Source organism: Pseudonocardia sp. DR1-2 (assembly GCF_023717215.1).
Taxonomy (GTDB): Bacteria; Actinomycetota; Actinomycetes; order Mycobacteriales; family Pseudonocardiaceae; genus Pseudonocardia; species Pseudonocardia alni.
The window spans coordinates 82,202-97,753 of sequence record NZ_JAMQOF010000006.1 but is presented as its reverse complement, the minus strand read 5'-3'; the positions used below and the strand labels follow the sequence as shown (position 1 = coordinate 97,753).

General features: G+C 76.4%; 16 protein-coding genes. 4 read left to right on the top strand and 12 right to left on the bottom strand.

Annotated elements, in window-relative coordinates:
• Nucleotides 1-9: 9 nt before the first annotated feature.
• The 3 genes from bcp to ND486_RS18560 all read right to left on the bottom strand — a co-directional run bounded on the left by bcp (nucleotide 10) and on the right by ND486_RS18560 (nucleotide 2,028).
• A complete protein-coding gene (bcp, locus tag ND486_RS18570) occupies nucleotides 10-477 on the bottom strand; it encodes a thioredoxin-dependent thiol peroxidase (RefSeq protein ID WP_073576290.1) in 468 nt (155 codons plus the stop codon).
• A gap of 86 nt (nucleotides 478-563) precedes the next feature.
• Complete coding sequence (locus ND486_RS18565; protein ID WP_161151331.1) at nucleotides 564-956, bottom strand: HNH endonuclease signature motif containing protein; 393 nt, start codon at nucleotides 954-956, stop codon at nucleotides 564-566.
• A 7-nt stretch (nucleotides 957-963) separates the two neighbouring features.
• Nucleotides 964-2,028, bottom strand: coding sequence for a spore photoproduct lyase family protein (locus ND486_RS18560; RefSeq protein ID WP_251785502.1), 1,065 nt, complete (start codon nucleotides 2,026-2,028; stop codon nucleotides 964-966).
• 221 nt (nucleotides 2,029-2,249) lie between these two features.
• Here ND486_RS18560 and ND486_RS18555 point away from each other — a divergent pair, with 221 nt between their 5' ends.
• A complete protein-coding gene (locus ND486_RS18555) occupies nucleotides 2,250-2,471 on the top strand; it encodes a DUF3618 domain-containing protein (protein ID WP_062404273.1) in 222 nt (73 codons plus the stop codon).
• 53 nt (nucleotides 2,472-2,524) lie between these two features.
• On the opposite strand, the gene ND486_RS18550 is transcribed toward ND486_RS18555, so the two are convergent.
• The 4 genes from ND486_RS18550 to ND486_RS18535 form a co-directional block, all read right to left on the bottom strand.
• Complete coding sequence (locus ND486_RS18550) at nucleotides 2,525-3,742, bottom strand: NAD(P)/FAD-dependent oxidoreductase (protein ID WP_251785501.1); 1,218 nt, start codon at nucleotides 3,740-3,742, stop codon at nucleotides 2,525-2,527.
• 90 nt (nucleotides 3,743-3,832) lie between these two features.
• The gene (locus tag ND486_RS18545; RefSeq protein WP_208825020.1) at nucleotides 3,833-4,609 is read right to left on the bottom strand and encodes a SigB/SigF/SigG family RNA polymerase sigma factor; all 777 of its coding nucleotides are present in this window, start codon (nucleotides 4,607-4,609) and stop codon (nucleotides 3,833-3,835) included.
• Nucleotide 4,610: 1 nt separating this feature from the next.
• On the bottom strand, nucleotides 4,611-5,042 hold the full coding sequence (locus ND486_RS18540; protein WP_062400766.1) for an ATP-binding protein: 432 nt from the start codon (nucleotides 5,040-5,042) through the stop codon (nucleotides 4,611-4,613).
• An 82-nt stretch (nucleotides 5,043-5,124) separates the two neighbouring features.
• Nucleotides 5,125-5,553, bottom strand: coding sequence for an STAS domain-containing protein (locus ND486_RS18535; RefSeq protein WP_251785500.1), 429 nt, complete (start codon nucleotides 5,551-5,553; stop codon nucleotides 5,125-5,127).
• 215 nt (nucleotides 5,554-5,768) lie between these two features.
• Between ND486_RS18535 and ND486_RS18530 the strand changes: the two genes are divergently transcribed.
• Nucleotides 5,769-8,066 carry a SpoIIE family protein phosphatase gene (locus ND486_RS18530; RefSeq protein WP_251785499.1) on the top strand — a complete coding sequence of 766 codons (2,298 nt, stop codon included), beginning with the start codon at nucleotides 5,769-5,771 and terminating at the stop codon, nucleotides 8,064-8,066.
• Between the two features lie 466 nt (nucleotides 8,067-8,532).
• A complete protein-coding gene (locus ND486_RS18525; RefSeq protein WP_251785498.1) occupies nucleotides 8,533-9,018 on the top strand; it encodes a hypothetical protein in 486 nt (161 codons plus the stop codon).
• A gap of 111 nt (nucleotides 9,019-9,129) precedes the next feature.
• Here ND486_RS18525 and ND486_RS18520 read toward each other — a convergent pair whose 3' ends face one another.
• The 5 genes from ND486_RS18520 to ND486_RS18500 form a co-directional block, all read right to left on the bottom strand.
• The gene (locus ND486_RS18520) at nucleotides 9,130-9,456 is read right to left on the bottom strand and encodes a WhiB family transcriptional regulator (protein ID WP_060710891.1); all 327 of its coding nucleotides are present in this window, start codon (nucleotides 9,454-9,456) and stop codon (nucleotides 9,130-9,132) included.
• A 259-nt stretch (nucleotides 9,457-9,715) separates the two neighbouring features.
• Nucleotides 9,716-10,129: an STAS domain-containing protein gene (locus ND486_RS18515; RefSeq protein WP_062400770.1), complete on the bottom strand. Its 414-nt coding sequence runs from the start codon at nucleotides 10,127-10,129 to the stop codon at nucleotides 9,716-9,718.
• Between the two features lie 48 nt (nucleotides 10,130-10,177).
• Entirely contained in the window at nucleotides 10,178-11,998 is a 1,821-nt protein-coding gene (locus ND486_RS18510; RefSeq protein ID WP_251785497.1) for a selenocysteine-specific translation elongation factor, read from the bottom strand.
• A 3-nt stretch (nucleotides 11,999-12,001) separates the two neighbouring features.
• Nucleotides 12,002-13,333: an L-seryl-tRNA(Sec) selenium transferase gene (gene selA, locus ND486_RS18505; RefSeq protein ID WP_251785496.1), complete on the bottom strand. Its 1,332-nt coding sequence runs from the start codon at nucleotides 13,331-13,333 to the stop codon at nucleotides 12,002-12,004.
• Between the two features lie 69 nt (nucleotides 13,334-13,402).
• Nucleotides 13,403-14,260: a hypothetical protein gene (locus ND486_RS18500; protein ID WP_251785495.1), complete on the bottom strand. Its 858-nt coding sequence runs from the start codon at nucleotides 14,258-14,260 to the stop codon at nucleotides 13,403-13,405.
• 184 nt (nucleotides 14,261-14,444) lie between these two features.
• Between ND486_RS18500 and selD the strand changes: the two genes are divergently transcribed.
• A complete protein-coding gene (gene selD / locus ND486_RS18495; RefSeq protein ID WP_251785494.1) occupies nucleotides 14,445-15,479 on the top strand; it encodes a selenide, water dikinase SelD in 1,035 nt (344 codons plus the stop codon).
• The last annotated feature ends 73 nt before the right edge of the window (nucleotides 15,480-15,552 follow it).

The window sequence follows — 15,552 nt, the reverse complement described above, 5'->3', positions numbered from 1 at the left end:
GGACGGGCATCAGACCTTCCAGTCCCGGCGCAGCTTCGCCACGTGCCCGGTCGCCTTCACGTTGTACTGCGCGTCGACGATCGTGCCGTCCTCGCCGACCAGGAAGGTGGAGCGGATGACCCCGGTGACCGTCTTGCCGTAGAGCTTCTTCTCGCCGAAGGCGCCCCAGGCGGTGAGGACCTCGCGGTCCGGGTCGGACAGCAGCGGGAAGGTCAGCTCCTCGTTGTCGCGGAACGTCGCGAGCTTGGCGGGCTTGTCCGGGGAGATGCCCAGCACGTCGATGCCCGCGCCGTTCAGCTCGGCGAGGTTGTCGCGGAAGTCGCAGGCCTCCTTCGTGCAGCCTGGGGTGCTCGCCGCCGGGTAGAAGTAGACGACGACCTTGCGGCCGCGGTAGTCCGCCAGGGAGACGGCCGTGCCGTCGGCGTCGTCGAGGGTGAAGTCGGGGGCGGTGTCGCCCGCCTGCAGTCGGGTGCTCATGACGATCAGCGTGCCACCCGTGTCCCCGCCCTCGGCGCCGAGCACGCGGTCTGTGGACGGACCGTCCGGTTGTGGACGGAGTGGGCTCAGGGCTCCCCGGCGAGCCGTTCCAGCCGTCGCAGCTGGCCGTCGAGGTAGGGCCGTGCACGACGCAGGCCGCCGCGTTCGGCGATCGCCGCGGCGAGCGAGCGCAGCGTGCCGAGCACCGCGGGCAGGTCCGGGTCCCAGCCGCGCCTGCGGCACTCGGCGAACCAGTCCGCGGGGCTCGTGTGACCGCGAGCCCGGTTGCAGCGACCGCAGGCGACGACCTCGTTCTCCAGCCACGACGGTCCGCCCTTCACCTTCGGGACGAGGTGGTCGGTCGTGGCGCGGACCGGTCCGGTGCAGTCGCGGCGGCACCATACACAGTGCCCGCCGTCGCGGAGCGCGGCCAGCGCCAGGCGCTGCGCGCGCCCGGGCTGGGCGGGGGAGGGGGTCACGGAACGGTCAGAACGCGTAGCGGATGCGCAGCCACGGTGCGTGCCGCTCGACGAGGCCGCGCAGTTCACGCACCCCGCGGGCCTTCACGGTGTCCCGGTAGCGCACGTTCCACATGCCGTTGCCGCTGCGCTTGCCCTGCTGGATCGCGGGTAGCCACAGCACCTCCTCCGCCCGCGGGTGCCAGCCGAGGTTCACCTCGTGCAATCCCTCGTTGTGGGTCAGCAGGATCACCTCGGCGGCGGCCTGCGCACGGAACGCGGGGCCGGTGACGTCGCCGATCCGGGTCAGGAGCTCGGCCCAGTCGGCCTGCCAGCCCTCGCGCAGCACCACCGGGGACAGGTTGAGGTGCACCTCGTAGCCCGCGGCCACGAAGTCGTCGATCGCGGCGATCCGCCGGGCGACCGGGGTGGTGCGCACGTCGAGCAGCCTGCTGTCGTGTTCGGGCATCAGCGAGAACCGGATGCGGGTGCCGCCCTGCGGGTCGAGGCCCAGCAGCTCGCGGTTGACGTACTTCGTCGCGAAGCTGGCCCGCGCGCCGGGCAGATCCCGGAAGCAGCCGACCAGGTCGGCCACGTTGTCCGAGAGCAGCGCGTCGACCGCGACGTCGGAGTTCTCCCCGATGTCGTAGACCCAGTCGGTGTGGTGGACCTGGTTCGGTTCGGTCTTGGGCCCCTGACGCCGCACGTGCCCGCGCAGGTAGCGGACGATCCGGTCGATGTTGGTGAACACGGTGACCGGGTTCGCGTAGCCCTTCTGCCGGGGGACGCAGCAGCAGGCGCAGGCCAGCGCGCAGCCGTTCGCGGTGGAGGGGGCGATGAAGTCCGCGGAGCGGCCGTTGGGGCGGGCCGAGAGCGACTTCTTCTCGCCCAGGACCAGATTCTCGGTCTTGACCCGGACCCAGCGGTCCACGTTGCCGGCGTTGCCGTGCAGCGCCTCGATGTTCCAGTGCGAGGCGACCTCGACGATCTCGGCGTCGGGGAACGACAGTGCGACCTGCTGTCCGCGCGGCGACGCCAGCGCGTCCGGTTCGGCCCAGATCCGGCGGATGTCGAACAACTGTTCCACACTCACCGGCTCAGCCTCGCAGGATCGTGCGGGTACCGCCCGGCGACCGTCCGCGGCACCCGAATCGGCGGCGCGCCGTGGGCGGGCGCGCGGACCGGCCCGTGCGGTGGCTACGGTGTGTGCCACGCCGCTCGCGGTGCCCGGACGTCGGTGTCGGGGCAGCGTCGGGCGCGAGCAGCAGGAGTCCCGGGCGCGGACGCGTACCGGCCGAACCGGAGGTGGACGTGGTGGCCCGCGACCCCGAGAACATCCAGCGCGAGATCGAGAAGACCCGGGACGCGCTGGCCGAGAGTCTGGACGCCCTGGCGGACCGGGCGAACCCGAAGAACCTCATCGAGGGCGGCAAGGAGCAGCTCGCGGAGCGGCTCGCCGACCCGAAGGTCAAGTACTCGCTGATCGCGGTCGGCGCGCTGGTCGGGCTGGCGATCGTCCGCTCGATCTTCCGCTAGACCGCCTGCACACCACGCCCGGCCGGTGCCCGCACCGGCCGGGCGTTCGTGTGTCAGGACAGCGAGTCGCGCAGCTCCAGCGTCGCGGCGCGGTCGGCACCCTCGGCCAGCGGGCGGCGGTAGCGGGCGACGAGCCGGGCCGCGCCGAACCCGGCGACGGCGACGAGGTCGTCGCCGCGCAGGTAGCCGAGCACGGTGCCCTTCACCGGGCCGTCGTCGAGACCCTCGCCGTGCAGCGGCAGCAGCGAGTCCGCGCGGTCCGGCCGCCCGACGAGCTGGATCTTCATGCCGAACTGGTCGGACCAGAAGAACGGCACCGCGGCGGGCGGCGGGGTCGTGCCGGTGATGTCCGCGGCGACCGCGGCGGCCTGGTCGCTCGCGGAGGTCCAGTGCTCCAGCCGGGTGCGCTCGCCGGTGTCCGGGTCGGTCCAGGCGGCCGCGTCGCCCGCCGCCCACACCCCGGGCAGCCCGTCGACCCGGCCGCGGTGGTCGCAGGGGATGCCGTCGGCGACGTCGACGCCGGTGGCCTCCAGCCAGCCCAGGTCGAGCATCCCGCCGACGCCGACGACGATCTCGTCGGCCGTCACCGTCGACCCGTCGGAGAGCGTGGCGCCCGAGTCCGTCAGCTCCGACACCGACACCCCGGTGCGCAGGTCGACCCCGGCGTCGCTCATCAGCCGGGCCACGACCGCACCGGCCCGGTCGCCCAGCAGCCGTGCCATCGGCACGGTGCCGGTCTCGACCACGGTGACCGTGACACCCCGATCCCGGGCGGTGCTCGCGACCTCGGCCCCGATGAACCCGGCACCCACCACGAGCAGCGACGACGCCGCGGCCAGCGCGTCGCGCAGCTGCTCGGACTCGTCGACGGCGCGCAGCAGGTGCGCGGAGTCGGGCTGGTCGTCGAGCACCCGGGAGGTGACCCCCACAGCGAGGACGACGGCGTCGGCGTGCAGCACGGTGCCGTCGTCGAGCTCGACCTCGGAGCCGTCGGCCGGGTCCTCGGCGGGCCGCAGGGCGACCGCGGAGCGGCCGAGGTGGGTGCGTACGCCGAGCTCGTCGAGGTCCTCGGCGGTGCACAGGTCGACCTTGGTGCGCTCCCACTCACCGGCCAGGAACTGCTTGGACAACGGCGGTCGGTCGTAGGGGAGGTGCTCCTCGGCCCCCACCAGGCTGATCCGGCCCTCGTAACCGTCCCGGCGCAGGTTCTCCACCGTGCGCAGTCCGGCCAGTCCTGCGCCGACCACCAGCACGTGTTCCGGCACGCTCATCTCCTACCTCCCCGCTCCGGGCCCGGACGGTGCGCCGGTCCCGCCCCGATCCTCGCGGACGGGGCACGGCGCCGCTGCGCGGCCCGGGCGTCAGAAGGTGCGGTCCTCCGGGTCGAGCCGGTTGCGCAGCCGGGACAGCGTCTGCGCGAGCAGCCGGGAGACGTGCATCTGGGAGATGCCGACCTCCTGGGCGATCTGGGTCTGGGTGCGGTTGCCGAAGAACCGCAGCATCACGATGGTCCGCTCGCGGGGCGCCAGCTCGGCGAGCAGCGGGCGCAGCGACTCGCGGTAGTCGACCCGGTCGAGCTCGGCGTCGGCGTCGCCGACCAGCTCGCCGACGGTGGCGCTGCCGTCCTCCGACGACAGCATCTCGTCGAGCGAGGAGCTGCGGTAGGCCTCGGCGGCCTCCAGGCCCTCCAGGACCTCGGCGACGGGCAGGTCGAGGTACTCGGCGAGCTCCGAGGGCCGGGGCGCACGACCGAGGGTCTGGGACAGCTCGGACACCGCGCCGTTGATCGACACGTGCATGTCCTTGAGCCGCCGCGGCACCCGCATCGACCAGCTCTGGTCCCGGAAGTGCCGGCGTACCTCACCGGAGATCGTGGGCACGGCGAAGGAGAAGAACTCACCGCCCTTCTCCGGGTCGAACCGGTCGATGGCGTTGATCAGCCCGACCGTCGCGACCTGCACGAGGTCGTCGAGGGGCTCGCCGCGGTGGTTGAACCGGCGGGCGATGTGCTGGGCGACGGGCAGGTAGCCGGTGACGAGCTGCTCGCGCAGCCGTTCCCGGCGGGGGTCGCCGTCGTCGAGACCCGCGTACTGCTCGAGCAGCGGGGTGAGGTGGGCGTACTGAGGGTCCGACGTCACGTCACAGCCCGTGACCCGCGAGCTTGTGCAGGCGGATGGTGAGGGCCGGGCGCCCGCCGTCCTCCTCACCGGACTCGACCGCGACGTGGTCGGCCAGGGTCTGCAGGACCCGCCAGCCGAAGGAGTCGGTGGGCAGCTGCGCACCGGTGCCGGTCTCGACCCGGGCGGTGACCTCGATCCGCTCGTCGGAGACGGCGAAGGTGCACCGCAGCGGCGATCCGGGGGCGGCCATCGCGACCAGCGTCGCGCACGCCTCGTCGACGGCCATCCGCAGATCGGAGACCGCGTCCAGGTCGAAGTCCGCGCGTGCGGCGAGGTCGGAGGCCACCGCACGGACCGTGGGGATCAGCGCGGGCCGCGCCGCGACCCTGATCTCGACGGTGTTGTCGGTGCCGGCGCCGTGCGCCGTGCCTGCCACGTCCTCCTGGGCCACGCTGACGAGTCCTTTCGTGCGACGGGGGTGTCGGGCCGGATCATGTCGCCTCCGGCGGGGGTGTGCAGGACCGGGTGCCCGCTCAGGCGCCGGGAATGCCCGCCTGGTCGGGCAGGACGGTGAACAGCTGGGCGGAGCCGGTGACCTCGAGCGGCCGGAGCACGGCCCGGTTGGTGGCGACGACGAACAGCCGCCGTCCGTCCCGGGCGGCCCGCCGGGCGGTGTGGATGAGCACGCCGAGGCCGCTGGAGGCGAGGAACGTGACGCCCTCCAGGTCCACGGCGAGGTCGCGGCCGTCGCCGTCGGGGGCGAGGTCCAGCAGCTCGTCGAGGGCGGTCTCGAGACGCGGTGCGGTCAGGGTGTCGACCTCGCCGCGCACGGTGAGCACGGTCAGGCCGCTGCGCGGTGAGGAGAAGCCGACGCCGAGGTGGGCGGAGTCGGTGCCGTCCAGCTCGGCGTCCCCGTCCCCCCGGGACGGTTGCGCCGGCGCGGATCCGGGCAGGGTGATCACCTCCGTGTCGGGCGCCGGGCGGCGCGGAAGCGTTGTGGAGCGCCGCCGTGCTCTCGACGGGCAGGTGTCTTCTCGCGCCGCACGACGCACCGGGGTCGCGGCGGGGCCGTCCTGGCCCGCGCCGGGTCCGGTCCACCCACGACAGGAGACCGGGCCCGACGATACCGGCCGGGCTCGGCGGGCCCGGCACGGCGCCTGCCCTTAGGCTCGCCCGGGTGACGCGGTACTCCGATCTCGGCCCCGACGCCCCGGCGGGTCCCCCCGGCGACGCGGTGGACCGGGCCGTCGACCAGGCGGTCGCGACCTCGGTGGAGTCCTTCGGGGAGCAGCCGAGCACCCCGGCCATGCCGCACGTGCGCGGCGGGGCGCAGGTGGCCGTCCTGATGATCGACATCTCCGAGCGCCGGATCGTCTACGCCAACACGACCGCGCTGGAGCTGGCCGGTGACCGCCCGGTGCGGCTGCCCATCGGGGTCCGCGAGTGGAGCGAGGCCGCGCGGCTGACCGACCTGGACGGCCGTCCGTACATCGGCGAGGGGTCCCCGCTGGCCCGGATCGCCTCCGGCGAGGCGGTGTCCGGCGAGCCGGTCGCGCTGCACGGACCGGGGCTCATGCCCGACCGCGACGGTGTCCCGGTCCCGGGGGAGGGGGCCACGGCCAGCAGCACCCTGGTCTGGGTGACCGGGTTCGCGCTGGCCGACCCCGGAACCCAGGGGCAGGGCACCTACGCGCAGACCTCGGCCACCGGGCCCGGGCGGGCGCTGGCCGTGCTGCTGCCGCTGTCGGACTCCGAGGTCGGCCAGGGCGAGGACCGCGACCGGATGGGTTTCCTGCGCGACCGTGCGGTGCTCGCCACCGAGATGTCGTTCACCATCTCCGACCCGCAGCGTGAGGACGACCCGCTGGCCTGGGTGAACCCGTCGTTCGAACGGCTGACCGGGTACCCCCTCGACGAGGTGGTCGGGCGCAACTGCCGGTTCCTGCAGGGCCCCAACACCGACCGGTCCGCGGTCCGCCGGGTGCGCGAGGCGCTGCGGGAACGGCGGGCGATCACCGAGGTGCTGCTCAACTACCGGCGCGACGGCACCGCGTTCTGGAACCAGGTGTCCATCTCGCCGGTGCACGACGGCGACGGCGAGCTGGTCAACTTCGTCGGCGTGCAGAGCGACGTCACCGAGCGGGTCGTCGTCGAGCAGGAGCGGCGGGCGGCGCTCGCCGACGCCGAGGCCGCGCGGGCCCAGCTGCGGCTGCTGGCCGAGGCGACCACCCAGATGACGACGGCGCTCGACGTGGCCGACGCCTGCCGCCGCTTCTCCCGGATCGTGGTGCCGGAGCTGGCCGACCTGTGCACGGTGGACCTGCTCGACACCCCCGACGGGGCGACCCGCGAACGGATGGCCGTCGCCGCCCGGGACGCCGACGACGAGGCGCTGCTGTCGCGGTCCGGTCCGCTGGGGGCCGTGCGGATCGAGCAGCAGGCCGAGACCGCGGTGCGGACCGGCAAGCCGTACCTGGTGCAGGAGCTGCCCGACGACGGCCGCGAGGTCTACCCCGACGACCCGGAGGCGGCCGACGCCTATGAGCGGCTGCGGCTGCGCTCGGCGATGGTCGTCCCGCTGCTCGGCCGCGGCCGGGTGCTCGGCCTGGTGACGCTGTCCACCCAGTTCCCCTACGGCCGTCGCTGGACCCAGCGCGACCTGCACCTGGCCTCGGACCTCGCGGGCCGCGCCGGGCTGGCCGTCGACAACGCCCGGCTCTACGAGGTGGAGCGGGCCGCGGCGGCGACCCTGCAGCACAGCCTGCTCCCGGCGCTGCCGCAGGTCCAGGGGATGCGGGTCGCGGCCCGCTACCTGGTGGGCGCGGACGGCAACCAGGTGGGCGGGGACTGGTACGACGTGCTGCCGATGCCGGACGGCTCGGTCGGCGCCGCGGTGGGCGACGTCGTCGGCCACGACCTGTCGGCGGCGGCCGCGATGGGGCAGCTGCGCGGCGTGCTGCGCTCCTACGCCTGGGGCGGGGACGCGCCCGGGCCGGTGCTCGATCGCTGCGACCAGCTGGTGCAGGGCCTGGACATCGCCGCGATGGCGACCGCGGTGTACGCCCGGTTCGGGCCGGTGGCCCCCGACGGCGGACGCGAGCTGACCTACGCCAACGCCGGGCACCCGCCGCCGCTGCTGCGCGACCCGCAGGGCCGGCTGCACCGGCTCGACGCGCACCACTCGCCGATGCTCGGCGCGGTGCCGGACTTCGGGCGGGCCGCCGGGGCGCACCGCGGCGGCGCCACGGTCCCGTGTGCCGCCGGGTCGCTGCTCGTGTTCTACACCGACGGTCTGACCGACATCATCGGTGAGGACGCAGACGCCCGCACCGAGCTCATCGAGCGCACGCTGGAGGAGCTGCCGTCCGACGCCGACCCGGAGCGGGTGGTGGAGCGGGTGCTCGAGGTCTGCCTGCCGGACCGGCTCGACGACGACATCGCCCTGCTCGCGATCCGTCTGGACCACCCGGCCTGACGGTCCGGTCGACCGGGCCGTCACCCGTCCGGCCCCGGTCGCGCGGGGGCGACCCGATCGGCCGCACCGGCCGACCCGATCGGCGGCCGGCCTGCCGTGTCGGCGGTCGCGGCCGGACGGGTCGACCGCTCCGGCCGCGTCGGGCGTCCGGGGTCGACCGTCCGGGGCGGCCGCCCACGGGCGGTGCCCCGCCCGGCGGCGGACCGGCACCGTTCGACCGTCCGGCCCATCCGCGCTACCGGTGGGCGGGCCGAGGTCACGGCGGTGTTGCGGTCGGCGCGGTCCGCGGGTCGCGGACAGGGGGTCGTCGCCCGCTCGTGGACCGGGTGACCCCACTCGTCCGTCCGGGTGGGTAATCGACGCCCGAATCGGGGATCCGGGCGTTGTACTCGACGGACGAGGACGTGTGGGATCGACGGGGGCGAGCGTGAGGCAGGGGACGACGCGGCCGCGGAGGCTGGTCGCGGTGGCACTGACCGCGGCGGAGTCCGCTCGTGCGGGGGGCCCGCTCGCGGCGCTCTCCGGTGAGGCGGGGGAGACCGACCTGCTGGTCGTGCGGGACGACCCGGCCCCCACCCGGCGCCCGCTGACACCGGTCGAGGCGCGGGAGCTGCTGGCGGCCGAGGACGACACCGAGGACGTGCCGGTCGCGGCGCTGCCGGTCGAGCGGGTGCGGGTGCACCGGCTCGGGCTGCGCTGGGCGGTGCAGGACGGCGACGAGGCGGACCTGGTCGCGGCGCTCTCGGAGCTCGTCGGGTTCGACCCCGACGACGACACCTGGTGCGTGGCCCCGGCCGCCGCCGGGCCGGTGCACGACCCGGAGATCGAGGTGGTCCGCCGCGCGGTGCGCCGCGTCGCCCGGGTCTACGGCCTGCCGGTGCTGCCCTACCGGCCCGCCGGACCCGTCGCGGAGGACCTCACGGAACCGGAGGCGCTGCCCTCGGCGGTGTGACGCCGGCCGGGCGGCCGGAACGGCCGAGCAGCGGAACGGCCGAGCAGCGGAACGGCCCGCCCGGAACCCGGGCGGGCCGTGCCGGATCGGTGATCCGTCGTCCGTGGTCCGTCAGACGACGGCGGCGAGGCCGGGACCCTGCTCGGCGACGATGCGCTCGGCGTCGCGGCGCTCGATGATGGCGCGGCGCTCGGACTCGCCCAGCCCGCCCCACACGCCGAACGGCTCACGGCTGGCCAGCGCGAAGCGACGGCACTCCTGCAGCACGGGACATCCCCGGCAGACCTGCTTCGCGCGCTCGGTGCGACGCGACCGGGAGGGGTTGCGCTCCCCGTCGGGATGGAAGAACACGGCGCTGTCCATGCCGCGGCACGCACCCAGTCGCTGCCACTGCCACACGTCGTCCATCGGGCCGGGAAGCCGGGAAACGTCGCTCACGTGCTCACCTCGTCGCTCGGGGCCCGGGAGGACCGGGTTGGCTCCTCACCCCGGTTCCCGAGGGGGTTCGAGATCAAACCTGCGCGACGCCGGGATCGGTGCTAGCGACGGGCCGCGCGAGGCGTCCCGGGCCGGCCGCGCGGTCGGACGGACCGGGCATCGCCCCTGTTCACGACACCGCCACGCACCCCCGCGCCGCGCACCGCGCCGCGCGAGGAGGCGGATCCGGGCACTCCGAGATGTGACTCAGGTCACTTTCTCAGGAGTCGAGTGCGGCCTGCACGTCGTCGTGGATGTCGAACAGATGGTGCAGCCCGGCGATGCCGATCGGGCGCAGGACACGCCGCTCGGTGCACGCCAGACGCAGCTCGACCCCGGCCCGGTGGGCCTGCTCCCGCAGCTCGATCAGCGCCGCCAGCCCGGACGTGCCGAGGAAACGGACCCCGTCGAGGTCCAGCACGACCAGCGAGGCCGCGGAGATCTGCTCGGCCACCGCGTGCCGCAGCTCCGGCGCGGTCAGCATGTCCAGCTCACCGGTCACGGCGACGACGACCGTCCCGTCCGCGGGCCGGGAGGTCTCCAGCCGCAGCCCGTCGCAGGTGTCGGTGACATCGGGTGACGTCCCGCCCGAGCCGTCGGTGGTGCCGGCGGCGGGCGGACGGGGGTCGGTCATTGGGTCGACGGTAGGCACCGCGGCACGGCGTCGCCACTCGGAGCCCGCTCAGCGCAGGCGATGTGTCCCGTCGGGCATCCGCACCGTGAGGCCCCTGCGGGCCAGCAGCTCCAGCAGCGGCACGACGACGCGGCGGCTGCTCCCGAGTACCTCCCGCGCGGCGGAGACGGTGAACGCGCCGTCGAGCCCGTCGAGCGCGGCGACCGCCCGCTCCGGCGCGTCGGGGCCGAGCACGACCTCCGGGGCCACCCGCAGCAGCTCCCCGGCGCGGTCGAGCACCGCCAGCTCCCGCGGCCCGAGCCCCAGCTCCGCGAGCCGGGCCGCCCCCGGTGCGGCGAACGGGGCCCCGTCGAGGTCGGCGCGCACGCGGGCCGCGGCGTCGCGCAGGGCCGCGGGCGGGCCGGTGTCCGCGTCGGCCCGCACCCGCCCGTCGCGCAGGACGAGACCGGACCCGCCGACGGCGGACAGCACGGCCTCCACCAGCGCGACGTCCGGCAGTCCCGCGGCGCGCCGGGCCGCGGCGAGCGGCAGCCCGGGGTCGAGGGGGTCCTCGGCGTCGTGCGCGGCGACGGCGGCGGCCAGTGCGGCGGCCGACGACGCGGCGGTGGCCGGGTGCAGCAACCGGCCCGCCGCGCCGGGAACCCGGGCCGCGAGCGCGGCCACCTCGCCGGCGGGCACGCCCCAGCGCACCAGGTCGTCGGCCCGGACGGTGCCGCGCCGGGCGAGCTCGGCGTCGGCGTCGGGGACGGCACCGGCCCCCGCGAGCTCGTCGGCCCGGCGGCGGGCCGCACCGCGTCTGCGCAGCGGCGGCGGTGCCGGGTCCAGCACCGTCACCCCGGCCACGATCCGCCCGGCACCCGGGTCACGCAGCACCGCCCGGTCCCCGATCCGCAGCGGCAGCGGCCGTGCCGGGGTCAGCCGCACGACCGGGTCGCCGCCCGCCGGGCCGGGACCGAGCGGGCGGACCCGCACCGGCACGGCCGCCGAGCCGACGTGCAGGGTCAGCCCGACCGGCGACGACGGCAGCGGCACCGGCCCGCCGACCCCGTGCAGCCGGGCGTCGGCCTCCCCGGTCACCGGCCACGCCCCCGGGCCGAGCAGCGCGTCGCCGCGGTCGACCCGGTCGCGGGGGACGCCCCGCAGGTTCAGCGCGACCCGCGCGACCGCGGCGGCGGCGTCGACCGGCTCGCCGAGCTCCTGCACCCCGCGCACGGTCACCGGTGCCCGCCCGGCGCCGCCGTCGAGCTCCAGGGTGTCGCCGGGGCGCACGGTGCCGCTGCGCAGCGTGCCGGTGACGACGGTCCCCGCCCCGCGGACGGTGAACGCCCGGTCCACCCACAGCCGCACCGGCCCGTCCGGGTCGGGTGCGGGCAGCCGCGCGGTGAGCGCGGCCAGCGCGCCGCGCAGCGCGTCGAGACCGGTGCCGGTGCGGGCGGAGACGGCGACCGAGGGCCAGCCGCCGAGCCCGCGGGCGGCGAGCGCCGCGCGGGCGTCGTCGAGGGCCAGCTCGGGATCGAGCAGGTCGGAGCGGGTGACCACGAGCAGTCCGTCGGTGACGCCCGCGGCCGCGAGCGCGTCGGCGTGCTCCCCGGACTGCGGCATCCAGCCCTCGTCCGCGGCGACGACGAACAGCGCCGCCGGGACCGGCCCGGCCCCGGCGAGCATCGTGGCGACGAAGCGTTCGTGCCCGGGGACGTCGACGAAGGCGACCGTGCCCGCCCCCGGCACCTCGGTCCACGCGAAGCCCAGGTCGATGGTCATCCCGCGGCGGCGTTCCTCGGCGTACCGGTCGGGCTCCATCCCGGTCAGCGCCCGGACCAGCGTGGACTTGCCGTGGTCGACGTGGCCCGCGGTGCAGAGGACGTGCACGGCTCAGTCCTCCGGAGGCACGGGCACCGCGCGCACGGCCCCGGCCAGCGCCGCGTCCGCCGACGGCGGCAGCGCCCGCAGGTCGAGCAGGCAGCGCCCGTCGGCGACCCGGCCCAGCACCGGCGGGTCACCGGCACGCAGTGCGGCCGCGTACCGCTCGGGCAGCGCGACCGCGGCGCTGGGCAGCTCCACCCCGGGTGCGCCGCCACCGCCGACCCCGGCGACGGTGTCCGTCGCGGTCGCGTCGATCCCGTCGGCGGCCAGGGCCGCGGCGAGCGTGTCGGCCCGCGCCCGCAGCGCGGCCGGGTCGGCGTCGAGGAACTCCCGGACGGGCGTCGGCGGACCGGCCACCGACGCCTCCAGCGCCGCGAGGGTCAGCTTGTCGACGCGCATCGCCCGGGCCAGCGGGAAGCGCCGCACCCGCTCGACCAGGGCGGCGCCGCGGTCCCCGCCGCCGAGGAGCAGACCGGCCTGCGGTCCGCCGAGGAGCTTGTCCCCGGAGGCGGTGACGAGGTCGGCGCCGTCGGCGAGGGTGCCCGCGGCGTCGGGCTCGTCGGGCAGCAGCGGGTGCGGGGTCAGCAGCCCGGACCCGATGTCGACGACGACCGGTGGCCCCAGCCCGGCCAGCTCCCGGACCCCGACGGCCGAGACGAACCCCGTCACCACGAAGTTCGACGGGTGCACCACCAGCACGAACGCGGTGTCCGGGCCGATCGCGCCGGCGTAGTCGCGCAGGTGGGTGCGGTTGGTGGTGCCGACCGGGCGGAGCCGGGCCCCGGTGGACTCGATCAGCTCGGGGATGCGGAATCCGTCGCCGATCTCGACGAGCTGGCCCCGGGAGATCACGACCTCGCGGCCGGTCCCGGCGAGGGCGGCGCAGACCAGCGCGAGGGCGGCGGCGCCGTTGTTCGCCACCCAGGCCGCCCCCGCACCCGGGACGGCGTCGCGCAGCGCGGCCAGCGCGTCCGTGCCGCGCGGCCCGCGGCGCCCGGTCGCCAGGTCCAGCTCGACGTCGCAGGTGCCCGCGGCCACCCCCAGCGCGTCGACGGCGGCGGCCGACAGCGGCGCCCGGCCCAGGTTGGTGTGCAGCAGGACGCCGCTCGCGTTGAGGACCGCCCGGATCCCGGTCGCGGCGGCGGGCAGCGACGCCCCGGCGACGGCGGCGACCTCCTCGGGTGCGATCCGGCCCGCCCGCGCGTCCTGCTGCGCCGCGACGACGGCGCGCTTGACCCGCGGCCGGCCCAGCCGTGCGGCGGCCCCGGCCAGCGCCGGGTCGGCCAGGACGACGTCGGTCCGAGGGACGCGCCGGCGCGGGTCGGGCTCGGCGGGAGTCACCGGCGCACCGTAACCCCCGTCACACCGTGCTGTCCCGTGCTCCGGGCCGTCGCGTTCCGGGGCCCGGGGTCAGGACGTCCGCTGCCCGCTGCCCTCGGCGGTGGCGGCGGTGCCGGTGGCCGGGGCCGCATCGGCCTGCGGCTCCGGCTCGCGCTGTTCGGGCAGCACCACAGCCGGCAGGTCGACGGCGTCGGCGTGGTCCACGACCACGGCGGCGTCGTCGGCCGCGAGCTCGTCGGTCCCGGGGGCCTCGCCGGTCCGCAGGGCGTGCGCCGGGCCGCCCACCGGGCGCCGGACACGCTCGCCCTGGTCGGCGCCGCGCGCGGCCCGGGAGGGCGCGTCGAGCCTGCCGAGCTCGGACCCCAGCATCCCGTGCAGCCGGGCGATCTCCTCGCGCACCGAGGAGCGCAGCGCGGACACGTGGGCGTGCATCGACGCCGCGGTGTCGGCGACGAGCTCGCTGTCCCGCCGCGCGGCCACCCCGGCCGCACGCAGCCGGTCGACCTCCGCGCGGGCGTCGTCGACGATCCGGGCGGCCTCGTCGCGGGCGGCGTCCACCAGCTGCGCGGCCTCGGTCTCGGCGGTGCGCCGCCGCATCGCGGCCTCGTGCTCGGCCATCCGCAGCACCTTGTCCGCGCGCATGCCGAAGGTCTCCGCGGGCCGCGACCGGGCGTCCTCGAGGGCGGCGGCGAGCGCCTCGGCCCGGCGCTCGGCGGCGTCGCGGGCGTGCTCGGCCGCGGCGAGGCGGCCCACCAGGTCCTCGACGGTGTGCTCGACGCTGCGGGCGCCGTCGCCACCGCGCGGGGCGCGCTGCGGCAGTCCGGCGGCCGTCGTCGGAGGGAGCACGGCGTCGGCGACGGGCCCGGCCGGGGGAACGGCGTCCCCGGAGCGGGTCGTCTCGTCGTCGCGTACGTCCTCGGCCGTCACCTCGGCGCCGGTATCCGTGACACCGTCGGTCACCTCGTCGTACCCCCCGTGCAGTTGCTCACGGTGCGTCAGTCTCCGTCTCCCCGGCGCAGCCCGACAGCCCCCGTTCGGCGGACGGCGGCAGTCCGGCGGTCGACGGTGTGTAACGCGGGCGATCACGGAGCGACGCTGCCAGGATGGGGACATGTCCGACACCGGTGTCGCCCGTCGACTCACCGAGTTCAGCCACGGCGCGGGCTGCGGCTGCAAGCTCGGACCGGCCCAGCTGGGGGAGGTCCTGGCGGCGGTCACGCCCCCGTCCCACCCGGACCTGCTGGTCGGCACCGACACCGGGGACGACGCCGCGGTCTGGCGGCTGTCCGCGGACCGTGCGCTGGTCGCGACCACCGACTTCTTCACCCCGGTCGTCGACGACCCGGGGACCTGGGGCGCGATCGCCGCCACCAACGCCGTCTCCGACGTCTACGCGATGGGTGGCACCCCGCTGTTCGCGCTGAACCTGGTCTGCTGGCCGTCCGAGCAGCTCGGGCCGGACGTACTGGCCGCCGTCCTGGAGGGCGGCGCCGGGGTGGGGCGGCGGTGCGGGTTCGCCGTCGTCGGCGGGCACACGATCGACGACCCGGAGCCGAAGTACGGCCTCGCCGTGGTGGGGGAGGTCCACCCGGACCGGGTCCTGACCAACGCCGGGCTGCGCCCGGGCGACGAGCTGGTGCTGACCAAGCCGCTCGGGATCGGCGTGACCACCACCGCGGTGAAACGCGGGGTGCCCGCGGACGTCGACGCCGCCGTCGCCGTCATGACCACCCCGAACGCCGACGCCGCGGCGGCCGCCCGCGGGGCGGGCGCCACCGGCTGCACCGACGTCACCGGCTACGGCCTGCTCGGGCACCTCACGAAGATGACCGTCGCCTCGGGGGTGGACGCCCACGTCGACGTCGCCGCGGTGCCGCTGCTCGGCGGGGTGCGGGAGCTGGTCGCCGACGGCGTCGTCCCCGGCGGCACGCTGCGCAACCGCGCCTGGATCGACGACCGGGTCGTCGCGGGCTCCGCGGGCGAGGAGGACCTGCTGGTCCTGTCCGACGCCCAGACCTCCGGCGGGCTGCTGTTCGGCGCCGCCCCCGGCCGCGGCGACGCCGCCGTCGCGTGGCTGCGCGGGCGCGGGCACGGCGCGGCCCGGATCGGCACCGTGACCGAGGGGACCGGGCTGGTCCGGCTCTGAGGCCGATCTAGGGTCGGGGCGTGCAGCCCGTCGACCGCTCCTGTGCCCGTACCCGCGCCTGGGTCGACGAGGC

Coding starts and splice junctions, on each gene's coding strand:
- bcp (WP_073576290.1), bottom strand. CDS start 477: ATGAGCACCCGACTGCAGGCGGGCGACACCGCCCCCGACTTCACCCTC.
- ND486_RS18550 (WP_251785501.1), bottom strand. CDS start 3,742: ATGAGCGTGCCGGAACACGTGCTGGTGGTCGGCGCAGGACTGGCCGGA.
- ND486_RS18515 (WP_062400770.1), bottom strand. CDS start 10,129: ATGACCGACCCCCGTCCGCCCGCCGCCGGCACCACCGACGGCTCGGGC.
- selD (WP_251785494.1), top strand. CDS start 14,445: ATGTCCGACACCGGTGTCGCCCGTCGACTCACCGAGTTCAGCCACGGC.